Raw genomic sequence first — 21,472 nt, 5'->3', positions numbered from 1 at the left:
CCCTGCGGAATAAGCGGATGTAAGGATACATATTAGCAGTTTGTTAAATATCTGGTTTTCTTTGCGTAAGAGGGAGTTCCGTATGAACTTCAAGAGCCTGATCAAGCGTGCTGAAGACGTAGACGACGCACTCCAGGAGTTGCAGGACGATCTGGCGGACGCCCTGGATGCCAGCCTCGACAGCGAATTCGAGGCACCGCCGCAGGGCGACGATGTCCCCGATGACGCGCCGACCGTCTCGCCACCCCAGGCCGATGCGGCGCAAGCGGAGGGCGCGGACAATCCCGACGATGCGGGCAACGCCGACACCGCCGAAACCACGCCACGACTGACGCCCCATGCCCAGACCCGGCTCGCGGCGTTGAACGCCTTCGAAGGAATGTTCCACGACGCCAGGGATTATCTGGATGAGATCAACGGCAAATTGTCGGAAATCTCGACCTCGCACCATCTGACGCGCGAATTCCTCAACATCCTCCACACCGACATTCTTCGCGCCAACGAGCTGGAGCTCGCAAACGCCGGCCTGATCGCCGAGCAAAGAGCGCTGTCGGAAAAGCTGCACGACACGGCGGCCAAGCTGCGCGAGCGTGACAGCACGTGCGAAGTGCTGCAGCAGCGCGAGACAGACCTGGTCCAGGACCGGGATGCGCTTCGCACAGCGCTCGCGGCGGCAAGGCTCGAGCTCGCCGAGATGGGCAATGCCAGCGCCAAACGCGACGCGGAATTCGGCGACATCGCCAACCGGCTGACCGCCAGGACGGTCGAGGCCAACAGGCGCTTGCGCGAGAGCAAGATGCTGCGGGAAAAACATGTCAGCCTGTCGGTCGAACTCGACAAGGTGCTGAAGCGGGAGAGCCAGGCGCGCCACAGGCTGGACGAGCTTTCGGCAGTCCACGCCAGCGAAGCGGCGCGCCTTGCCGAACTGATGGCGGCGCTCGGCAAGAGCGAGAAAGAGGAGATCCGGCTGCAGAAGGCGCTCGAGGCCACACAGGCGAAGCTGGCGGAAAAGACCGAAACGGCCAGCCTGATGGAAGGCGACTGGGAAGCCGAACGGGCTCGCGGCCAGACGGAGATGCGCGGATTGCGGTCCGAGATCCAAGACCTGGAATCGCGGCTGGAACGGGCCTCGAACGAGAACAGTGCGGCCGCCGCCGAAATCGCCAGGCTCAAGACCGATCTGGACGACGCAGTGGCCGAAAAGAAAATCGCCGATGAAAGATTGTCCGCGCTCACCGACGAGAACGAAGCCGACAAGCTGAGTCTTTCGAAAGCGAACGCCAATCTTTCGCAACTTGCGCTGCAACAGGCATCGGAGGACATACAACGGGACGTCCAGCGGCAGGAATGCGAGGATCTGCGGGCCGAAATCGCGTCGCTCAATGCCCGGATCAAGGAATTGCTGCCCTACGAGCGGCTCCACAAGGCGACCAACGGCAAATCGCGCGAGGGCGAGGTGGTGGAGATCGCTGCCGTGGTGGCTGAGAAAGCCCGTGCAACGGGCAGGCGTCCCATCCGCAGGAATCTGCGCGCCACGTCGTAGCGCGCTTCGCAGGCCTCGTTGCTTGGCAGTCCCCGCATTGGGCTGCCTTTCGCGATGTGGACGGGCCTGACCCAATCACACCGCCGCGAACACCACCGTCTGCGCCAGCCCGCCGCCCTGGCGGTTCTCCAGCGTCACGGTGCCGCCGTAGCGCTCGATGATCTCCTTGGCGATGGCGAGGCCGAGGCCGGCGCCTGGAATGGATTGCTGGCGGCCGGGGTCGACGCGGAAGAAGGGCTCGAAGGCCTTGTGGATGAGGTCGGGCGGAATGCCCGGGCCGACGTCCGATATGGAGAGCACGGCGCGCCTGTCGGCGAGGTCGAGCGCGATCGTGCAGGCCTTGCCGTGGGTGGCGGCGTTGACGACCAGATTGCGCAGGGCGCGGCGCAGGCCGAGCGCGCCGGCGCGGACCGCAACCCTGTCCAGATGCCCGATCGAGACGGAATGGCCGAGCGTGACCATCTCGGCAGATATGTCGCGCACCATCTTTTCCAGGTCGAGCGGCTCGACGGCATCCTGGTTCACCTCCTCGCGCACCAGGCGGATGGCGCTGTCGGCGATGCGGTCGAGCTCGTCGAGGTCGTGCAGCCACTTGTCGCGCTCCTCGTCGAGGAATTCGGCGCGCAGCCGCATGCGCGTCATCGGCGTGCGCAGGTCGTGGCCGGCGGCGGCCACCAGCCGCATGCGGCTTTCCATGGCGGTCTTCAGCCTGGACGAGAGCTGGTTCAGTGCGTGCGCCGTGGCCTTGACCTCGGCCGAGCCCACCTCCGGCACCGGCGCCAGCACGCCGTCGCTGCCGATCTTGGAGACGGTGGCCTCCAGCATTTCGAGCGGCCGGATCAGCACCGAGGTGAAATAGACAGAGACGGCGGTGGCGCCGGCCACGATCAGCGAGATCCAGCCGGCAAGAACCAGCCATTCGCGCCTGGGCGGATCGATATGTGCTATTTCGAGGATCGCCCACCGGCTGTCGGGCAGGCGCATCGAGGCACGTTGGCTGGGTTCACCCGGTTTGTCGCTGACAATGGCCAGCACGTCGAAGCCGCGGCGGCGCAGCAGATCATTGAGCATCGCCGTCTCCTGCCGGTCCACCTTGCCATCCGCCGGCCGGTCGCTGAATTGCACTCGCAGCACATCCGGTATCGGCCCCGGCAGCAGCCGCACCACGAGTTCCATCTGCTGGGCAACCCATGGCACGACGAGTTCCGGCGGCGGCCCGCCGCCGCGCACGCTGAGGACCGCCGCCGTCGCCAGGCCGACGACACCGACGATGGAGGCGACCAGCAAAAGGATGAGGCGGCGGCGCAGCGAGTTCACGCCTGCGCCTCCACCGTCTCGACGCGCGCGGTTAGCTGGTAGCCGCCATTGCGCACCGTCTTGAACAGCGGCCCGTCGCCGGTGTCGGTGAATTTGCGGCGCAGCCGGCTCATCAGCACGTCGACCGAGCGTTCGAGCGGGTCGCGTTCGCGGCCTTGTGTGAGATCAAGCAGCTGGTCGCGCGACAGCAGCCGGCCGGGGCGGTCGAGGAACACCTGCAACAGGTCGAATTCGGCGCCGGTGAGATCGACGGCCGCGCCCTGCGCATCCGTCACCTTGCGGGTGTCTGGCTCCAGCCTGTAGCTGGCGAAGCGGTAGGCGCGGGGCGGAGGCGCGGGCGCCGCTTCTTCCGGCGTCGAGCGCCTGAGCACGGCGCGGATGCGGGCGATGAGCTCGCGCGGGTTGAACGGCTTGCCGAGATAGTCGTCGGCGCCGAGTTCCAGCCCGATGATGCGGTCGACATCCTCCTTCAGCGCCGTCAGCAGGATGACGGGAATATGCGGCTTGCGGTCGCGCAAGGCCCGGCAGATGTCGAGCCCCGAACCATCCGGCAGCATGACGTCGAGCACGGCCAGGTCGAACTGGCCAGTGGCCAGCTTCTGCTCGCATTCGCGCCTGTCGGCCGCCACCGAGACGCGAAAACCCTGGCCATCGAGATAGCGTCCGAGCAGTGTGCGGATTTCGCGGTCGTCGTCGACGACGAGGATATGGGGTTGTGACTGCATTATCGTGCCCTTGCCCATGATCCCGGGCTTGTCCTGATTATAGGGAGCGCGCGTGCAAGCGGCATGGAAAATTGCAACCCAATGTTTCTGGCCGGGGGATGGCAACATTCGGAAACAAATTGCCCTTTTGCGGAAACCTTCGGCAACATGCCGACGCGAAGCAGACAAACACGCTTCCTATCCTCCTGACGTCCAAAGCATGGAAAGGAATACCGTATGCGAAGCAGACTTCTTGCGCTCGGCCTGTTTTCCGCCGCCGCCATCCACCCCGCGCTGGCGGCGCAGCCCGACCCGGGCGCGGCGCCAGGCGGGCCGCCGCCTGCCATGGCAATGCAGGATGGAACGGACCATGGCTCGATGCCGCATCCTTCGCAAGGATGGGGTCCGCAAGGTTTTGGCCCGCACAGTTTCGGCCCGCAAGGCTTCGGCCCCCGCCGCGTGGGGCCGCCGCCGGAATTCATGCTGGCCGCCCGGCTCGCCGCGCTCGAAACACGCGTCGGCATCCGCAGCGAACAGCTCGACGCCTGGCGCGACTACACCAGCGCGCTGCAGGCGGTGCTTTCGCCACCGCGGCCGGACCGTGGTCCGGGTGGCACTGGCGGGCCTGGAGGGCCGGATGGCGGGCCGCAGGCGAAAGGCCCCGATGCAGGGCCGGCCGGCAAGCCCGATCCGTTCGCCTTCCAGGAAAGGATGGCAGACGACGTCACGGCGCGTGCGGCTTCGGCCGCCAAGCTGAAGGACGCGATCGCCGAGCTGCGCGCCAAGCTCACGCCTGAACAGCTCGAAATCCTCGTTTCGGCGGAACGCCCCCATGGACCACCCCCCGGTCCATGGGGCGGCCCGCCGAATGACGCAGTCGGTCCGGCAGGCCCGCCCAATGATGGCCCGATGCCGCCGCCCCCGCCCGGGAACGGCTGACAACCGACCGGCTGCGCCGGCCGGCCCCGGTACCCAACCCGTTCCCGGGCCGGCCGGGTTTCCTTCTCCGGGATGGCGGATCGCGCCTTCCCGGATTCACCCCATGCAACAAGGCACGACAATGTGGGAAGCCCTGATGCTGCTGCGGCTGATCGCATCGGCCAGCCCGAAATATTCGTTCGGCCGGCGCATCGATCATGCCGCAACGCCGCCGGCCTTGCCGGTCGACACGCTGCAAGGCGCGATCCGGCTGGAATTCGCCGCCTGGCGCCTGTCGCTGCCGATCTCGCGGCACGCCGATGGCCACGGAAATCATGACCGCAAGATCGCGTGAGACCTGGCAAGGCGCTTGGCATGTCGGTGCTGATCGGCATAATGGCGCGGAGGGCATCGCGGCCAGCCATCCGATCCTCGGGTGCGCTCCAGCCAGGAAGAAGGAGCGCGACATGAGCCGCTTCGAAGCACCGCTCGACGCCGCCCGCAAGTGGGCGCGACCCCTCGTCACGACATCGTCCGCCTCAAGCCTCACCTGCGACCGCCGGCGTTCGGCCTCGCTTTGCATTGGCCAAAGCCCAGGCGGTCACCGCCTGGCCAAAGCCCAGGCGGTCACCGCACCTCCAGCGAAAGATCATTCAGCCATGTCCATGCAGTCTAGGCAGTCCTCCCCGCCAGTTCGCCGGCTCGCGTCCTGGACGGCGCTTGCCGCGGCTCTTCTCCTGGCGGCCTGCTCACAAGAGGGCGGCAAGGCTCCCGCAGGCATGGGCGGCGTCGGCAAACCGGAAGTCGGCGTCGTCACGCTGCATCCGCAATCGGTGGCGATCACAGCCGAACTGTCGGGGCGCACGGCGGCCTCGCTGATCGCCGAGGTGCGTCCACAAGTGAACGGCATCATCCAGCAACGACTGTTCAAGGAAGGCAGCGAGGTGGCGGCGGGACAGCCGCTCTACCTCATCGACCCGGCGAGCTACAAGGCGGCTTATGACAGCGCGGTCGCGGCGCAGCAGAAGGCGGCGGCGGCGGTGCCTACCGCGCAGGCCAAGTTCGACAGATACGCCGGCCTGTTGAAGCAGAACGTTGTTTCCAAACAGGATTATGATGACGCCGCCGCCACGCTTGCGCAGGCCCAGGCGGATGTGGCTTCCGCCAAGGCGAGCGCCGAAACCGCGCGCATCAGCCTCGACCGCACCTCGATCACCGCGCCGATCGCAGGCCGCATCGACAAGTCCACGCTGACACCGGGCGCGCTGGTGACCGCCAACCAGGAGACGGTGCTGACCACGATCCGCTCGCTCGATCCGATCAATGTCGACGTCACGCAGTCGAGCACCAATTTGCTCAACCTGCGCCAGGCGATCTCGGAAGGGCGGCTGAAGTTCAGCGGCCCCAATGTCAGCGTTAAGCTGAAGCTCGAGAACGGCACCATCTACGCGCAGACCGGCAAGCTGGAATTCGCCGGCGCCAATGTCGACCAGACCACCGGCACGTTCGCGCTCAGGGCCGAGTTTCCCAATCCCGACCGCCTGCTTCTGCCGGGCATGTATGTGCGGGCGCTGGTCGAGGAGGGCGTTGCCCAGAACAGTTTTCTCGTGCCGCAGCGCGCCGTCACCCGCAATACGAAGGGTGAGGCGACGGCCATGGTCATCAATGCGCAGGGCAAGGTCGAGACGCGCGTGCTCGCCGTGCGCAACACCGTCGGCAACAGCTGGCTGGTCGACAGCGGCGTGGGCGATGGTGACCGTGTCATCGTCGAGGGCCTGCAGCTCGTGCGCCCCGGCGGCGATGCGACCGGCGTCGAAGTGACGATCGACGAGGCGACCGGTGAGATCAAGGATCGCGGCCAGACCTCCGCCTTGCCGGCCCCATCCAAGGTGGCCAGCACCGGCCAGCAACCCGCCGCGTCGACCGGGAACTGAGACGATGTCAGCATTTTTCATCAACCGGCCGATCTTCGCCTGGGTGATCGCCATCGTGATCATGCTGGGCGGTCTGCTCGCACTCACCACGCTGCCGATCTCGCAATATCCGCAGATCGCGCCGACCACGGTCAATATCAGCGCCACCTATCCGGGCGCGGACGCCCAGACGGTCGAGAACTCGGTGACCAAGGTCATCGAGCAAGGCATGACCGGCATCGACAACCTCGATTACATGACGGCGACGTCGACCTCGACCGGTTCTGCGTCGATCACGCTGACCTTCACCAGTTCGGCCGACCCCGACACCGCCCAGGTGCAGACGCAGAACAAGCTGCAGCTGGTGCAGTCGCAACTGCCGCAGGTAGTGCAGAGCAACGGCATCACCGTCTCCAAATCCTCGACCGGCTTCCTGATGGTCATCGGCTTCGTCTCCAGCGACGGCAAGATGAACTCGACCGACCTCGCCGACTATGTCGACGCCACCGTCAACGACACGCTGAAGCGCGTCGAAGGCGTGGGCTCGACGCAGCTCTTCGGCTCGGGCTATGCGATGCGGATCTGGCTCGACCCCGACAAGCTGGCCAAATACGCGCTGATGCCAAGCGACGTGGCGAGTGCCATCGAGGCGCAGAACACGCAGGTTTCGGCCGGCCAGCTCGGTGGTCTGCCGGCGCGCAAGGGCCAGCAGCTCAACGCCACGGTGACCGCCAAGAGCCGGCTGCAAACCGCCGAACAGTTCCGCAATATCATCCTGAAGAGCCAGACGGACGGCTCGCTGGTCCGCCTCAACGACGTCGCCACCGTCGAACTCGGCGCCGAAAGCTATACAACGCAAGCCAACTACAACGGCAAGCCGGCGGCGGGCGTCGCCGTCAACCTGGCGACCGGTGCCAACGCGATCAGCACCGCCGAAGCGGTGCGCTCGACGATAAACCGGCTGAGCTCGACCTTCCCGCAAGGCGTCGAGGTCGTCTATCCCTACGACACCTCGCCCTTCGTGCGGCTGTCGATCGAGGAGGTGGTCAAGACGCTGGCCGAGGCGATCGTGCTGGTGTTCCTGGTGATGTTCATCTTCCTGCAGAATTTGCGGGCGACGATCATCCCGACAATCGCGGTGCCGGTGGTGCTGCTGGGCACGTTCGGCGTGCTGTCGCTGTTCGGCTATTCGGTCAACACGCTGACCATGTTCGCCATGGTGCTGGCCATCGGCCTGCTCGTCGACGACGCCATCGTCGTGGTCGAGAATGTCGAACGCGTCATGCAGGAGGAAGATCTGTCGCCGAAAGAAGCGACGCGAAAATCGATGAACGAGATCACCGGCGCGCTGGTCGGCATCGCCACCGTGCTGTCGGCGGTGTTCGTGCCGATGGCCTTCTTCGGCGGCTCGACCGGCATCATCTACCGGCAGTTCTCGGTGACCATCGTCTCGGCCATGGTGCTGTCCGTGCTGGTGGCGCTGGTGCTGACGCCGGCACTGTGCGCCACGATCCTGCGGCGGCCGAAGGACCATGCCACGCAGACCGGTCCGTTCGGCTGGTTCAACAGGATGTTCGATCGCGGCACGACGGCCTATCGCGACGGCTCGCACGGCATCATCAACCGGTCGTGGCGATTTCTTGCCATCTTCCTCGCCATTGTCGTCGCCATGGGCTGGATGTTTGCGCGGTTGCCGAGCTCGTTCCTGCCGGAAGAGGACCAGGGCATCCTGATCACCAGCGTGCAATTGCCGGTCGGCGCCACACAGGACCGCACGGAGCGCGTGCTGAAGCAAGTCACCGACCACTATCTCAACGACGAAAAGGACGCCGTCGACGGGGTCTTCACCGCGTCGGGCTTCGGCTTCGGCGGAGCCGGGCAGAATGTCGGCATCGGCTTCGTGCGGCTGAAGGATTTCGCCCAGCGCAAGTCGCCCGCAATGGCCGCGCAGGCGATCGCCGGCCGCGCCATGGGCGCGTTCTCCAAGATCAGGGATGCGCAGGTCTTCGCGCTGGCGCCCCCGGCCATCCAGGGCTTCGGCAACACCAACGGCTTCGATTTCTACCTGCAGGACGTCAACGGCGCCGGCCATGACGCGCTGATCCAGACGCGCAACCAGCTTCTGGCCTTGGCTGGGCAGAGCAAGGTGCTCGCAAACACGCGTCCCAACGGCCAGGAGGACCAGCCGCAATTCTCGGTCGACATCGACCAGGAGAAGGCGAGCGCGCTGGGCGTCAGCCTTGCCGACATCAACAACACGTTGTCCAGCGCCTGGGGCAGCGATTACGTCAACGACTTCATCGATCGCGGACGGGTGAAGCCGGTCTACATGCAATCGGACGCGAATTTCCGCATGCAGCCGGAGGATCTCGACAAATGGCAGGTCCGCAATTCAAGCGGCGCCATGGTGCCGTTCTCGGCCTTTGCCTCCAGCCACTGGACATTCGGTTCGCCCCGGCTCGAACGCTATAATGGTTCGGCCGCGGTCGAGATCCAGGGCGCGGCGGCAGCGGGCGTGAGCTCGGGTGCGGCGATGGACGAGATCGACAAACTCGTCGCGCAACTGCCGGCCGGCTATTCGCATGAATGGACCGGGCTGTCGCATCAGGAGCGGCTTTCGGGCAACCAGGCGATGTCGCTCTATGCGATCTCGGCCTTGGTCGTGTTCCTGTGCCTGGCCGCGCTCTATGAGAGCTGGTCGATCCCGTTCGCGGTGATGCTGTCGGTACCGATCGGCATCTTCGGCGCGCTGCTGGCGGCAAGCCTGTTCGGCCAGACCAACGACGTCTATTTCAAGGTCGGCCTGCTGACCACGATCGGCCTCGCCGCCAAGAACGCCATCCTGATCGTCGAGTTCGCCATTGAACGGCAGGCGGCCGGCATGGGGCTGGTGGAGGCAACGCTCGAGGCGGCGCGACAGCGGTTGCGGCCGATCCTGATGACGTCGCTGGCCTTCATCCTCGGCGTCACGCCGCTTGCGATCGCCAGCGGCGCCGGCTCGGGCGCGCAGAACTCCGTCGGCATCGGCGTGATGGGCGGCATGATCGCCGCGACCGTGATCGGTGTGTTCCTGGTGCCGCTGCTGTTCGTCACGGTGCGGCGCATCTTCAAGGGCAGGGTGGCCAAACCAGATCCCGGGCAGGATAAGGGCGAAACGCCGGTGACGGCCAACCAGCAGTAAGGGTTCTTCACATGAGAGGTTTTGAACGTGGCTCGGTGGCCGCGAGGCCCAGCGCTCGCTCTACTCGGCCGAGGATTCGCTGTTGCAGAGCCGCGTCCTTCTGGCGACCGACTACATCGCCCTCAACAAGGCGCTCTGCGGCGGCTGGGACGGCGCGGTCGACAGCGCCAGGCCCGAAATCGTCGACGGCAAGACCGGTCCGCGGCTGGCGAAGGTGGCCGGCCAGAGTTGACCGGTTCGGGTTCCTGCAGGGGTTCCAGGCTGGGGAACGCTTGCAATGCGATGCCATCATCAAGGTGAATTATCTTGGCGACGGCCTGGATTTCACCATGGCGCTGCCGTTGCGCGGGACCAGGCCGGCGCGGGCCTAGTCCTGATGCCGGTGAAAGTGGCACTTTTGGCGATAGCTCGCGCATCGCTTCGCTGATATTGGTGGCGTCCAGAAAATTCCTGGATGCAAGAGATGATATCGAATTCAGATAAGGCGGAAACGGTCGAGCAGTTGCTGGAAACGCCCGACCTTGCCAGCGCGCTGGAAAGCGAACAGTTCAAGAAGTTCCTCGACCAGGTGCCGATTGCCATCGCCGTTTCGGACCTCGGCGGGCAGGAACGTGTCGTCTATGCCAATCCGGAGTTCGAGAAACTGTCGGGCCTGAAGGCGGCCAGCCTCGCCCAGAAGCATTGGGCGGCACTTTCCGGCATTGGCCTGCACCAGCAGAAGGACAGCGCGCTGTCTGATGCGGTGGTCGACGGGACCGATTTCGTCGGCACGTTCCGGCTCGAGCGGGCCGAGGACAAGCCTGCGATCGTCGACGTCTATTCCAACGTCATCGAGGATGACAACGGCAAGGCCTGCTTCCGGCTGGTGGCACTGGTCGACGTCTCGGCCCATGGCGAGACCGAAGATGCGCGCTCGATCGAGGAGCGCGTCCGCGAGAAAGACACGCTGCTGCGGGAGTTGCAGCACCGGGTGAAGAACAATCTGCAGATGATCACCGCCCTGATCCGCCTCGAAACGCGCAATGCGACCGAGCCGGACCGGAAACGCTTCGAAAGACTGGCCGGCCGCGTCGACGCCTTGGCCATCCTCTATCAAACGCTATCGGGCGAGGAGCACAAGGAGGAGGTCGATCTCGGCGTCTATCTGAGCCAGATCGCGTCAGCCGTGATGAGTTCGCATGCTGTCGAGGGCATTCGCCTCGACATGAAGGTGGACACCTACCCGGTTTCGATCAACGTTGCCATGCCCACCGGCCTGGTGGTCAACGAATTGCTGACCAATGCGCTCAAGCATGCATTTCGCGGGCGTGACAGCGGCACGATCACGTTGCACAGCGTCGTGAACGGGGATGGCTGCCGCGTCGTCGTCGCCGATGACGGGATCGGGTTGCCGGAAGGCGAGAGCTGGCCCAAGCAAGGCAAGCTCGGCGCGCTCATCGCACAATCGCTGACAGAGAACGCCAAGGCTGAGTTCGACGTGACTTCCAGCGCCGACGAAGGCACGCGGGTCACGATCGTGTTCAAGCGCTCCGCCGCCGCGGCCTAGGGCAATTCCAGGAAACCAACTGGTTAGGGCGGGTTCGGCGTTCTGCCAAATCCAGTCTGGAGCGGCGATCCTGCGCATGCTGCGCGACGACGGTCCGCAGTCGTGCCGAACTGGCGCGGCGCACGGCGCTTTCGCCCACCACGCTGACCGACTACGGCGCATCTGCTCAGGGCAGGGACCGTCGTCGAACTCAACCAGGCCGCCGCCAGCGACGCGTCCGTGGGCCGGCGGCCATCGGTGTCGCGCCGGTGCCCGATGCCCTGTCGGTGGCGGAATCGCCCTACGGCATCGGCCGCCTCTGGCCGTGCCCCTATTGAGGCATCCGCGCTGTCTCACGACAGCCGGGCCGGTTCATCCTATTGCATGCTGCCGGGCAGGTTTTCGCCTCGCGGCATGGAGGATGAAGCACAAGTGACATCAATGCCGCTTGCCAGCCGCGAAGCCGCACCCTTGCCGGTCGCGGCGCTGATGGGGGCCATGGTGTCGATCCAGATCGGCGCCACCTTCGCCAAGACGCTGTTTCCGGTGATCGGCGCGCAAGGCACGACGACGCTCAGGCTGGTCATCGGCGCGCTGATGCTGATCGCGGTGCTGCGGCCCTGGCAGGTACGGCCCTCGCGCGCCACCATGCCGTGGCTCATCGCCTATGGGGTGACGCTGTGCGCGCTCAACCTTCTGTTCTACGCGGCACTTGCCAGGATCCCGCTTGGCGTCGCGGTGGCGCTGGAGTTTTCCGGTCCGCTGCTGGTGGCGACACTGACCTCTCGGCGGGCCAGCGACTTTGCCTGGATCGCACTTGCGGTCGCCGGCATCGTGCTGTTGTCGCCCTTCATCCACTCGCTAAAGCCGCTCGACCCGATTGGCGTGATGCTGGCGCTGGCGGCCGGCGGGTTCTGGGCACTCTATATCGTTCTGGCGCAGAAGGCGGGCGCGGAACTCGGCACCCGCATCACCGCCTATGGCATGGCGATCGCCGCTGTGCTGGTGCTGCCCTTTGGCATTGCCGAGGCGGGAAGCGGCCTGCTCGCGCCGTCGATCCTGGTCAGCGCGCTGCTCGTCGGCCTGTTCTCGAGCGCGCTGCCGTTCTTCCTGGAGATGGTGGCGCTGACCCGCATGCCGGCGCGCATCTATGGCACGCTGACCTGCCTCGAGCCGGGGCTTGGCGCGCTGGCCGGGTTCCTGTTCCTGCGGGAAAGCCTGACCACGCCGCAATTGGCCGGCATCGCCGCCGTGATCGTGGCCGCTGCCGGCACCGCGCTGACCTCGAAGCCGCCGGTGCCGTCGCCGGAGTAGGGGGCGGACGCCAGGACCGCCCGGCGACGTCAATTTGGCGCGAGCCGGCGGCCTGTTGTCGTCAGAACTTGACGCTGAGGTTTGCCTTGGCGCCGTTGTCGAAGGCGCCACCACCGAACTGCCCGGAATAGGACAGGCCGAGCGTGGCATTGGGCGACACTTTCATGTCGATGCCAGCTTCGATAACCGCCGCGTCCCTGGCGATCGGCACGCCGGCGATGGTGAAGGCGTCGCCGCCGGCGAAGGCGAAACTTGAGGTCGGCGTGACGTCGCCGAAAGCGTGGCGCCAGCCAAGCATGCCGCGCGCGGTGGCATTGACGCCGCCAAGCCCAAAATCGGTCGAGCCGCGCAAGCCGAGCGTGGCGAAGGTGACGTTGCTGCTCGCGCCGGCGCTGGTCAAGGCCGCCGCACCGCCGGTTTCGCTGAAGCCGTCAGTGTGCAGGCTGACATAAGCGAGGTTAGCGAAGGGTTCGAACTTGAAGCTCCCGCCGGTCTCGGCCTTGTAGGCGAGTTCGCCGAACATCTGCGCGGTGCCCGCATCGTAGTCGGCCGAGAGCTGATCGGCAAAACCGGTGAAGGCGACGGAGCGCTTGGTCGAGAGGCTGCTCCAGCTGTAGGCAGCACCGGTGCGGAAGGCGATGGCGCCCCAATTGGTGCCGCCATAGAGGCCGAGATGGTAGCTGTCGCTCTTGCCGGAGGAATTGCGATCGGCGGCGTTGAAGGAGGAATGGCTGTAGCCGCCGAGAACACCGACGCGCCAGCCGCCGACCAAAGTGTCGGCGCCGGCCAGTAGGCCGCCGGTCGAGCGGTCGAAGGTGGCGGCGTTGCCGTCGCTGTCGCTACTGCCCCTGGAACCGAACGCCTGGCCCCAGACGGCGAAGCGATCGGTATCGGCGGCGACCATTTCGGGGCCGCCCTCACCATAGGCCATGACCGGAAGTGCCGCCGCCGCGCCGGCATCGCCGAAGGCGGCGATGCGGCTGTTGGCGGCGTCGCGGATGAAGCGGGAGTCCTCGATCAGCAGGCCCTTGGCCGAGGCATGGATTTCGCCGGAAAGCTGGTCGAAAGCGTCCTGGGCGGCTGCCTCGCTCGGCAAGGCAAAGATGGCATCGAAGAGCGGATTGCCGGCGCCAAGGCTTTCGGCGCCGCCGCCGGTGGCGATCTGGTTCGGCGTCAGGCCTACACTGGCAAAGCTTGCCTTGGCCAGGTTGAGATAGACATTGTTCGCGTCATAGGTGAGCGTCGGCGCAATGAAGATCGAGCCGCCTTCGAGACTGGCCTTGTCGAAGGTGCCGGTGACACCGCCCGCCGCCGTGACGATCGTATAGGTCGTGCCGGTCGCATAATCCGGATAGGGGATGACGTCGACCGTGCCGCCGCCGATCGTCACCGTACCGGTGGCGCTGATCCGATCGGATGTGCCGCCGATTTCGACTTCAACTGCGTAAGTCGAACCGGCCGAGAAGGCTGTGTTGCTAACATTGATCGTGCCGATCGAATTGCCCGGTGCAAAGGTGCCGCCCGAAGCAATGGTCACAATGCCTACCGTGCCCGACCCGCCAAGCAGGCCGCCGGTGACATTTATCGCGCCGCCGAGCGAGCCGTTGACATAGAGGCCGCCGCCGAGAACGTTCGTCGTCCCGGTGAAGCCGGAGGAATTACTGGTCAACTTGGTGTTGCCGGCGATCTGGTTGATCGTCCCCAGTCCGCTGATCGCCGAAGCGAAGCCATTGTTCGCGCTGGTATGGTTGAAATTGAGCGTGCCGGTGCCGGAGCCGAACTGCAACGTTGCCGAATCGAGGACGCCGGCGCCCGCCGCCGCGGAGCCCGCCGCGCCGCCGATGTTAAGCGCGCCGACAGAGCCGGCCTGGCTGGCGATCACGGTAGAGCCGTCCACCAGAGCGGTGCCGCCGTTGGAGAGCGTCACCGAAGCAGTGCCGCCGAACCCGATATCCAGGTCGCCGTGCATCTCCCACAGTGAGGCCGGGCCATCAACGGTTGCCTGGCCGGTGGCACCGGCGGCGAACGCCATGTAGGTGCCGCCGCCGGATGCGACGCCGCCATTGGTGACGGCAAGAGTGCCGATTCCCAGACCGCCAAGGTACATGCCGTTCTTGTTGGTCCATTTCGAGCCCACGCCGTCGACGGTAACCGCACCGGTGGCTGTCGCCGCCTGGCCGACAAAGACGGAATCTGCATCCGCTGAACCGCCGCTGGAGATGGAAAGTGCCGCGTGACCGGCGCTTCCCAGGATAAGATTGTCATCGGTGCTCCAGGAGGATCCCGCCCCGTCCACCGTCACGGTGGCGGTTGCGGTTTCAAACACTGCGAGGAGCGCGGCCTGGTTGAGGACATGGCCGCCATCTGCCACCTGGAGCGTGCCGGCGCCCTTGAAACCGAGGAACAGGTCGCCGGAATTCGTCCAGCTCGAACCCGGTCCATCGACCGTGACGGTGCCCATGGACCCGACGTCGTAGCCCGCAGAGCCAGTCTGGTTGCTAACGGCGCCGCCATTGGTGATGTCGAGCGTGCCGGTTCCTGATTGGCCAACAATGAGTTCGCCCGTATTCGCCCAGGTTGAGCCGGTGCCGTCCACCGTCGCCGTCCCGGTCGAGCCCGCGGCATATCCGAGATAGCCAGCAAGGTTGCTCACGCCGCCACCGTTCGTGACAACTAGCGTGCCCGTGCCCGCAACCCCAACCTTGAGGTTTCCGCTGTTGGTCCAGGTCGAGCCTGCACCGTCGACCATTGCCGTGCCCGTCGAGGCCGCCTCGAAGCCAACGTAGCCCATGGCATTGCTGACTGCGCCACCGTTCAGGATTTTCAGCGTGCCAGTGCCTCCATCGCCGACATAGAAGTCGGAACTGCTTGTCCAGGTCGAGCCCGCACCGGTGATAGTGGCAAAGCCCGTCGAGCCCGCCATGGTGCCCACAGCGCCTACAGTGTCGCTGACCGCGCCGCCGTTCGAGATCGTCAGCGTGCCCGTGCTGAGACCCCCGAGGTAGAGATTCCCGCTATTTGTCCACTTTGATCCCGCGCCGTCGACGAACACTTCGCCAGCCGAGCCCGCCGAGTTGCCGACAAAGCCCCAGGCGTTGGTGACGGCGCCGCCATTGCTTATCGCCAAAGTGCCGGCGCCGAAATCGCCAATACTCAGGTTTCCGCTGTTGGTCCAGGTCGAGCCGGTGCCGTCGACGAACGCCATGCCGATGGAGCCCGTCTTCGCGCCGACAGCGGCCCAGGTGTTGCTGACCACGCCGCCGTGAGTGATCCCCAGTGCGCCGTTACCCAAATTGCCCACAATCAGGTTGGAGCTGTTTGTCCAGATCGAGCCGGCGCCATCGACGAACGCGATGCCGGTCGAGCCCGTCTGCGCGCCGATCATACCGATGGTGTTGCTGACCGCGCCGCTATTCGAGACCGTCAGCGTACCCTGGCCCTGGAAGCCGATGAAGAGGTCCGAAGTGTTGGTCCAGGCCGAGCCGACGCCGTCGACCGCCACCAGGCCCTTGGAGCCCGCGGCATAGCCGGCATAGCCCACCGAACTGGTGACCGCGCCGCCATTCGTGACCGTCAGCGCGCCGAAGCCCGCGTTCCCAACCGCAAGGGCCGCGTTCACCCAGGTCGAGCCAGCACCGTCGACAGTTGCCGTGCCACTGGAGCCCGCCAGGTTGCCCAGGATACCGCTCAGATTGCTGACCTTGCCGCCGTTCGAGATTTTCAGCGCACCGGTGCCCTGATCGCCGACGTATAGGTGGGAGGAGTTTGTCCAGGTCGAACCCGCTCCGTCGACCGTCACCGTGCCGGTGGAGCCTACATGCCAACCGATGGTGCCCATGGCATTGCTGACCACGCCGCCATTGGTGATGTCCAGCGTGCCTGTGCCAAATTCGGCGATATAAAGATCTCCGCTGTTGGTCCATGTCGAGCCCGGGCCGTCCACCGTTACGGTGCCGGTGCCCGGGCCGTAGCCGACATGACCCACTTTGTCGCTCACAGCGCCGCCGCTGGAGATCGTCAAGGTGCCGTTGCTGTTCGTACCCAAGGCAAGGAAAAGGTCCGAACTGTTGCTCCAGACGGAGCCTGCTCCAGTGACGCTCACGGTGCCGCTCGCGTCCGAAGCGTAGCCGAGATAGCCGGCAGTGTCGGAGAGGGTGCCGCCATTGGTGATCGTCAGCGAGCCCGAGTAACTCGAAATGGTGCCGACAAACAGATAATGAGCGGCCGCATTCGCCGCATTGACCACGGTCGGGTGCGGGAACACCGGATCGAGCATAACATCGTCGCTCGATTTCGGAACAGCGGCGGGGTTCCAGTTTCCGGCGGTAAACCAATCCGTGGAGGCGGCGCCGGTCCAGATCTCGGCTGCCGATGCGGGGATCGGCAGGCCAAGGCAGACCAGTGCCGTCGACGCCAGCGCCAGGTTTTTCAATGCGTTGGCCTTGCGGCCTCCAAATGCATTCCGCGGCATTCGATCCCCTGACATGACAGTCGTTTCACCCTGAGGCTGACATGTCATTGGAGCCCGGCCTTGTCTTGGGCAGGGCCGCACCGGAATTGGACTGGAGTGAAAAGCAGCGTGTTTTGCGCGCATTGTGGCAGTTCGGCGTCATCGGTGGCGCAAGCCGCTGCGGAACGGCCTCGCACGGGCGGTACCGGACTGCTGGCGAAGGCTGCAAACTTATCTGGCGCTTGTCGGCGTATAGCCGAAACGGCGACGAAAGCAGCGGTTGAAGTACGATACGTCGCTGAATCCGCTTGTCAGGGCGATGTCACTGACCCGCATGTCGCTGTGTTTGTGCGAGAGCATCCTGTGGGAGCTCTGCAGACGCAGTTCGAGAACGCGTTCGGAGAAGCTCATTCCCGTCTCCTGAAGGAGGTCGTGGACGTAGCGCACCGACAGGCCGAGTTGTAGAGCGACACTTTGGGCGGAGATGCCGGGGTCGATAAAATCCTCGGCGATCCTTGCGAGGACGGCCTCCAGCCTGGCAGCGCGCAGGCCCCGAAGCCCGGCCAGTTCGGCAGCCCGACCTTTTGCGCCGGTCGCCAGGCCGATCAGATCCACGATCGTGTCCGTCGCGTGCGTGATCAGATCCGCGGAGGCAAGCGGGCTGCCGCTTTCAAGAAGCAGGCAATAGCGTTTGAGAAGCTCGAGGGCTTGGCTGTCGGCGCCGATCTTCAGCCCCAGCCTGTCATCGATCTGCGGGAAGGCGCGCAGGAGGATCGCGCGTGGGACCACCACATTCGTCCAGACATTGCTGTCGGCACCGTTCATTTTCAGAGCTTCCGATGCGGTGACAAGCACGGCCTCTCCCCGGCCGACGGCATATTCGCGGCCGGCATGTACCCCTGACAGCATGGTGTCGGCCTTGTTGATCATCAGCAGATAGCCGTCCTTGTCGTCATTGGCGATGTTGCTCGCTTTGCGTGTGGCATGCTTGACGGGTCCGGACATCTGGCCGAGAACCGCTGAACCGACGGCCGTGGCTTCGATGGCTTCGAAGTGCAGGTTTGCCGGACTGTCGTATTCGGCCGACCGTATTTCCGCGACAGGGATGTCTTGCCACGGGGAAAATCGTTCTCGTTCATCAAGATGCGGTGGCAACCGAGCCGATGAAAGCACCGTCTTTCGCGACAATGGGGAACCTCGACAACTGTCCACGGCTTAAAAAATATCGAACGCGATGCTTTCCATTGCGACAATAACCGGCAACAGTGGCGGCCCGGCGTTCAAGCGACCAAGTTCAACCCATAGTCGAGAGCGGCCGCGACTTGCGTCATCCAAAAGTATGATGTCACAAATTCCTCCGAGGCGAGATCGGGGCGTGCCTGGAGGTGTGATGGAAAGGCTGAGCAGCGAAGTCCTGAGTTCAATTATCGGCGATATCTACGATTGCGTTTTGAACCCGGAAGGCTGGGCCGGAGTCATGACCCGCGTCACGAAAGCTGTCGACGCGGCCTATACCACCATCGCGCTTGCCGGCACCGCCCATAATAGTGGCCGTTTCGCGGCTCAGTCGCCCTTGGATCCCGTACGGATGCGGGCCCTCGAAGAAGACTATGACTTTGATGGAATTCCCGGGCTGAAGGCAGCGGTCGTCGGCGATGTCGACCGGCCCGTTGCGACGCTGTCGCTCATGAGCGAAAGCGAACTCCAACTGACGCCGTTTTTTCAGAACTGGGCCAAACCGCAGGGACTGCGCGAGGCTTGCATCACCAAATTCGTTCATACGCCGGACCGAATCGGGCTTCTGGGCTGCACCACGCGAGCCAGCAGGGGAGGCATCTCGATCGAAGAGCAGCATTTCCTGGCATTGCTCTCGCCGCATCTGCGCCGTGCTTCGCTGATCGGCGATCTGCTCGACCAGGGCCGCATCACCATCGATCTTTATCGTCAGGCGCTCGATCATTTGGCTGTGCCTGTCGTGCTTACCCACGCCAATGGAGCAATCCTCCATGCGAATGCGGCCGCCGAACAGATGTTTTCGGTGCAGGGGCCCATTCTCTCCAGGAACGGCCTGCTCCAGGCACAGAATCGGGTCGTGGCCCGCGCCCTGCTCGACGCGATCGCCAGCACGGCGAGCGCGGATGCCTCGCTTGGCGCGCGCGGCATAGGGCTGCCGGTTTCGGCCCAAGGCCAGCCGCCCGCCGTTGCCTATGTGTTGCCGTTGACTGAAGGAACGGCGCGCGCGGTTTTCCGGCCGGCATGCGCGGCTGTGTTCATATCGACGACGACATCGGCTTCTCCCCTCCCGGAGGCCGTTCTGACCACGCTGTTCGATCTTACGCCCTCGGAGGCGCGGGTGCTGCTGCGGATCGGCAGCGGATTGTCAGCGTCCAAGAGCGCGTTGGCGCTCGGCATTGGCGAAAACACCTTGAAGACCCACCTCAACCGAATCTTTGCCAAAACCGGCACGAGACGCCAAGCCGACCTCGTCAAACTCGTGTCGGACATCGGCATGCCGCTGGCGGCTCATGGGCCCTGAAGCGCGCAGTCTCTACCGCGAGCGGGTCAGCGGCTTTACCGCCAGGGCGGTTCCGGCGCGAAGCGCTTGCCGATCCAGTCGGTGAAGGCGCGGGTCTTGGCGGCTTTTCCCTTGGCCGAGGGCGTGACGACATAGACGGCGCCTTCATCCGCCAAGGTCCACTCCTCCAGCACAGGCACCAGCCGTCCATCGGCAAGCTCGCGCCCGACCAGCCAGTCGGTGCTCATCATCAGGCCGAGCCCCTGCACGGCGGCCTCGACCAGCACCTCGGCATCGTCGCTGACCAACGGCCCGGAAACCTCGACGCGCGCGCGCCGGCCCTCGCGGTCGGTCATCTCCCAGGCCGGAAAGGTCTGGAAGCCCGAGAAGCCCAGGCAGGAATGATCGAGCAGCGCCTGCGGCGTCTCCGGCGTGCCCCTGCGGGCGAGATAGGAGGGAGCCGCGCAGAGCAGCCTGCGTCGCGTCGCCACCTTGCGTGCCACCAGGCGCGAATCCTCCAGGCTGCCCAGCCGCACGGCGACGTCGAAATTCTCGGCGACCAGATCGGTGAAGCGGTTGGAGAATTCGGCCTCGATGCGGACATCGGGAAATTCGGCAAGGAATTGAGGCAGCAGCTGCCCGATCCACATGCGCCCGAACGTGCCGGGCAGCGCCAGCCTGAGCACGCCGCGCGGGCGGCCTCCGGCATGCGCGGACGCGACGGCCTCGGCCTCGTCGACGGATGCAAGGATGGCGCGCACGCGCATCAGGAATTCGGCGCCCGCTTCGGTCAGCGAGACGCTGCGCGTCGTGCGCGAGAGCAATCTCACCCCCAGCCGCGTTTCCAGCGATTGCAGGCGCCGCGACAGAATGGTCGCGTCGCGCCCGACCCGCGCCGCCGCTTTGGTGAAGGAGCGCGCCTCGGCGATGGCCGCGAACGCAGCCATCTCGGCAAGGGCAGCGGGTTCGTGAGATTGCTGCATCATTCACAGTTCTCAATTTCGCGAAACGAGGATTATCCAGAGATAACGCAGCAAATAGGTTCACTCAACCACCAATCGTCCACCGGAGTGAAACCATGAAAGCCATCGAACTCAGCCAGCCCAGGCTGGACGCCTTCCGCGCCGCCACCGTTGCAACCCCCGAACCGCAGCGCGGAGAGGTGCTGATCCGCCAGCGTGCGGCGAGCCTCAATTTCGTCGATGTGGCGGTGGCAAGCGGCAATTATCCCGGACCGAGCTTTCCGCTCATCCCCGTAGCCGACGGCGCCGGCGAGATCGTCGCGCTGGGCGAGGACGTTGCGAGATTCGCCATCGGCGATCGCGTCATCGCCCATGCCAAGCCGCGCTGGATCGGTGGGCCGCCGCGGCCTTACGAAATGACGCAGATGCGCGGCATTTCGCTGCCGGGGTCACTGGCCGAATATGTCGCGTTGCCGGCCAATTCGCTGGTGCCGGTGCCGGCGCATCTTTCCTCCGAGGCGGCGTCGACGCTGCCCATCGCCGGCACCACCGCCTGGAACGCCATCCGCGCCGCCGATGTCGGGCCGGGCTCGGTCGTCGTGCTGCTTGGCACTGGCGGCGTCTCCATCTTCACCCTGCAGCTCGCCAAAGCCGCCGGCGCGACCGTCATCATCACCTCGTCGTCGGACGAAAAGCTGGAGCGGGCGAAGGCGCTCGGCGCCGATCATCTCATCAACTACCGCGCGACGCCCGAGTGGGATGGCAAGGTGCTGGAGCTGACCGGCGGCCTCGGCGCCGACCTTGTCGTCGAGACCGGAGGCAGCGCCACCTTCGCCCGCGCCGTCAACGCCACCGCGCCCGGCGGTACGCTGTTCACCATCGGCTTCGTCACCGGTGCCGAAGCCACGATCAATCTGCTGCCGATCATCATCAAGGCGCTGAAAGTGGTCGGCAACAACACCGGATCGGTGTCCGATCTCAGCGACGCCGCCCGCGCCGTCGGCGCGGCCCGGATCGAGCCGGTGGTCGACAAGGTGTTTTCGCCCGACGAAGCGGCCGAAGCCTACGCCCACATGGCCGCCGGCGGCCTGCACTTCGGCAAGCTGGTGTTCGGGCTGGAGTGGTGAGCA

Annotated in this window: 14 protein-coding genes and 1 pseudogene; 10 read left to right on the top strand and 5 right to left on the bottom strand. The window is 65.3% G+C overall.

What is annotated here, in order from left to right:
* Nucleotides 1-82: 82 nt before the first annotated feature.
* Entirely contained in the window at nt 83-1,543 is a 1,461-nt protein-coding gene (locus LB554_RS07230) for a hypothetical protein (RefSeq protein ID WP_224583827.1), read from the top strand.
* Between the two features lie 75 nt (nt 1,544-1,618).
* Here LB554_RS07230 and LB554_RS07225 read toward each other — a convergent pair whose 3' ends face one another.
* Nucleotides 1,619-2,860, bottom strand: coding sequence for an ATP-binding protein (locus LB554_RS07225; protein WP_224583826.1), 1,242 nt, complete (start codon nt 2,858-2,860; stop codon nt 1,619-1,621).
* Nucleotides 2,857-3,585 (bottom strand): response regulator, encoded by a 729-nt coding sequence (locus LB554_RS07220; RefSeq protein ID WP_224583824.1) that lies wholly within the window; start codon nt 3,583-3,585, stop codon nt 2,857-2,859. The genes LB554_RS07225 and LB554_RS07220 overlap by 4 nt, the downstream gene beginning before the upstream one ends.
* 216 nt (nt 3,586-3,801) lie before the next feature.
* Here LB554_RS07220 and LB554_RS07215 point away from each other — a divergent pair, with 216 nt between their 5' ends.
* The 7 genes and pseudogenes from LB554_RS07215 to LB554_RS07185 all read left to right on the top strand — a co-directional run bounded on the left by LB554_RS07215 (nt 3,802) and on the right by LB554_RS07185 (nt 12,415).
* Nucleotides 3,802-4,503 (top strand): hypothetical protein, encoded by a 702-nt coding sequence (locus tag LB554_RS07215; RefSeq protein ID WP_224583821.1) that lies wholly within the window; start codon nt 3,802-3,804, stop codon nt 4,501-4,503.
* A 103-nt stretch (nt 4,504-4,606) separates the two neighbouring features.
* Complete coding sequence (locus LB554_RS07210) at nt 4,607-4,837, top strand: hypothetical protein (RefSeq protein WP_224527071.1); 231 nt, start codon at nt 4,607-4,609, stop codon at nt 4,835-4,837.
* A gap of 304 nt (nt 4,838-5,141) precedes the next feature.
* Entirely contained in the window at nt 5,142-6,416 is a 1,275-nt protein-coding gene (locus LB554_RS07205) for an efflux RND transporter periplasmic adaptor subunit (protein WP_224584041.1), read from the top strand.
* A 4-nt stretch (nt 6,417-6,420) separates the two neighbouring features.
* Nucleotides 6,421-9,576 carry an efflux RND transporter permease subunit gene (locus LB554_RS07200; RefSeq protein ID WP_224583819.1) on the top strand — a complete coding sequence of 1,052 codons (3,156 nt, stop codon included), beginning with the start codon at nt 6,421-6,423 and terminating at the stop codon, nt 9,574-9,576.
* Between the two features lie 43 nt (nt 9,577-9,619).
* A pseudogene (locus LB554_RS07195) lies at nt 9,620-9,808 on the top strand (RND transporter); the annotation flags it as partial.
* A 231-nt stretch (nt 9,809-10,039) separates the two neighbouring features.
* Nucleotides 10,040-11,122: a sensor histidine kinase gene (locus LB554_RS07190; RefSeq protein WP_140663379.1), complete on the top strand. Its 1,083-nt coding sequence runs from the start codon at nt 10,040-10,042 to the stop codon at nt 11,120-11,122.
* Nucleotides 11,123-11,533: 411 nt separating this feature from the next.
* Nucleotides 11,534-12,415, top strand: a complete 882-nt coding sequence (locus LB554_RS07185) for an EamA family transporter (protein WP_224583817.1) — start codon at nt 11,534-11,536, stop codon at nt 12,413-12,415.
* Between the two features lie 61 nt (nt 12,416-12,476).
* Here LB554_RS07185 and LB554_RS07180 read toward each other — a convergent pair whose 3' ends face one another.
* Nucleotides 12,477-16,886, bottom strand: coding sequence for an autotransporter domain-containing protein (locus LB554_RS07180; RefSeq protein ID WP_224583815.1), 4,410 nt, complete (start codon nt 16,884-16,886; stop codon nt 12,477-12,479).
* Between the two features lie 210 nt (nt 16,887-17,096).
* Entirely contained in the window at nt 17,097-18,053 is a 957-nt protein-coding gene (locus LB554_RS07175; protein WP_224583813.1) for an AraC family transcriptional regulator, read from the bottom strand.
* A 262-nt stretch (nt 18,054-18,315) separates the two neighbouring features.
* Here LB554_RS07175 and LB554_RS07170 point away from each other — a divergent pair, with 262 nt between their 5' ends.
* Nucleotides 18,316-19,401, top strand: coding sequence for a helix-turn-helix transcriptional regulator (locus LB554_RS07170; RefSeq protein WP_224583811.1), 1,086 nt, complete (start codon nt 18,316-18,318; stop codon nt 19,399-19,401).
* A gap of 35 nt (nt 19,402-19,436) precedes the next feature.
* Here LB554_RS07170 and LB554_RS07165 read toward each other — a convergent pair whose 3' ends face one another.
* On the bottom strand, nt 19,437-20,363 hold the full coding sequence (locus LB554_RS07165) for a LysR family transcriptional regulator (RefSeq protein WP_224584039.1): 927 nt from the start codon (nt 20,361-20,363) through the stop codon (nt 19,437-19,439).
* Between the two features lie 95 nt (nt 20,364-20,458).
* Here LB554_RS07165 and LB554_RS07160 point away from each other — a divergent pair, with 95 nt between their 5' ends.
* Nucleotides 20,459-21,469 carry a zinc-dependent alcohol dehydrogenase family protein gene (locus LB554_RS07160; RefSeq protein WP_140617994.1) on the top strand — a complete coding sequence of 337 codons (1,011 nt, stop codon included), beginning with the start codon at nt 20,459-20,461 and terminating at the stop codon, nt 21,467-21,469.
* Nucleotides 21,470-21,472 lie beyond the last annotated feature (3 nt).

The sequence above is a fragment of the Mesorhizobium sp. CO1-1-11 genome (genome assembly GCF_020164995.1).
Classification (GTDB): domain Bacteria; phylum Pseudomonadota; class Alphaproteobacteria; order Rhizobiales; family Rhizobiaceae; genus Mesorhizobium; species Mesorhizobium australicum.
This window is presented reverse-complemented; position numbering and strand designations above follow the sequence as displayed.

Excerpts from the sequence above, each read along its gene's own strand:
- LB554_RS07230 (WP_224583827.1), top strand. The coding sequence starts at position 83 with ATGAACTTCAAGAGCCTGATCAAGCGTGCTGAAGACGTAGACGACGCA.
- LB554_RS07220 (WP_224583824.1), bottom strand. The coding sequence starts at position 3,585 with ATGCAGTCACAACCCCATATCCTCGTCGTCGACGACGACCGCGAAATC.
- LB554_RS07215 (WP_224583821.1), top strand. The coding sequence starts at position 3,802 with ATGCGAAGCAGACTTCTTGCGCTCGGCCTGTTTTCCGCCGCCGCCATC.
- LB554_RS07210 (WP_224527071.1), top strand. The coding sequence starts at position 4,607 with ATGCAACAAGGCACGACAATGTGGGAAGCCCTGATGCTGCTGCGGCTG.
- LB554_RS07205 (WP_224584041.1), top strand. The coding sequence starts at position 5,142 with ATGTCCATGCAGTCTAGGCAGTCCTCCCCGCCAGTTCGCCGGCTCGCG.
- LB554_RS07200 (WP_224583819.1), top strand. The coding sequence starts at position 6,421 with ATGTCAGCATTTTTCATCAACCGGCCGATCTTCGCCTGGGTGATCGCC.
- LB554_RS07190 (WP_140663379.1), top strand. The coding sequence starts at position 10,040 with ATGATATCGAATTCAGATAAGGCGGAAACGGTCGAGCAGTTGCTGGAA.
- LB554_RS07180 (WP_224583815.1), bottom strand. The coding sequence starts at position 16,886 with ATGCCGCGGAATGCATTTGGAGGCCGCAAGGCCAACGCATTGAAAAAC.
- LB554_RS07165 (WP_224584039.1), bottom strand. The coding sequence starts at position 20,363 with ATGCAGCAATCTCACGAACCCGCTGCCCTTGCCGAGATGGCTGCGTTC.
- LB554_RS07160 (WP_140617994.1), top strand. The coding sequence starts at position 20,459 with ATGAAAGCCATCGAACTCAGCCAGCCCAGGCTGGACGCCTTCCGCGCC.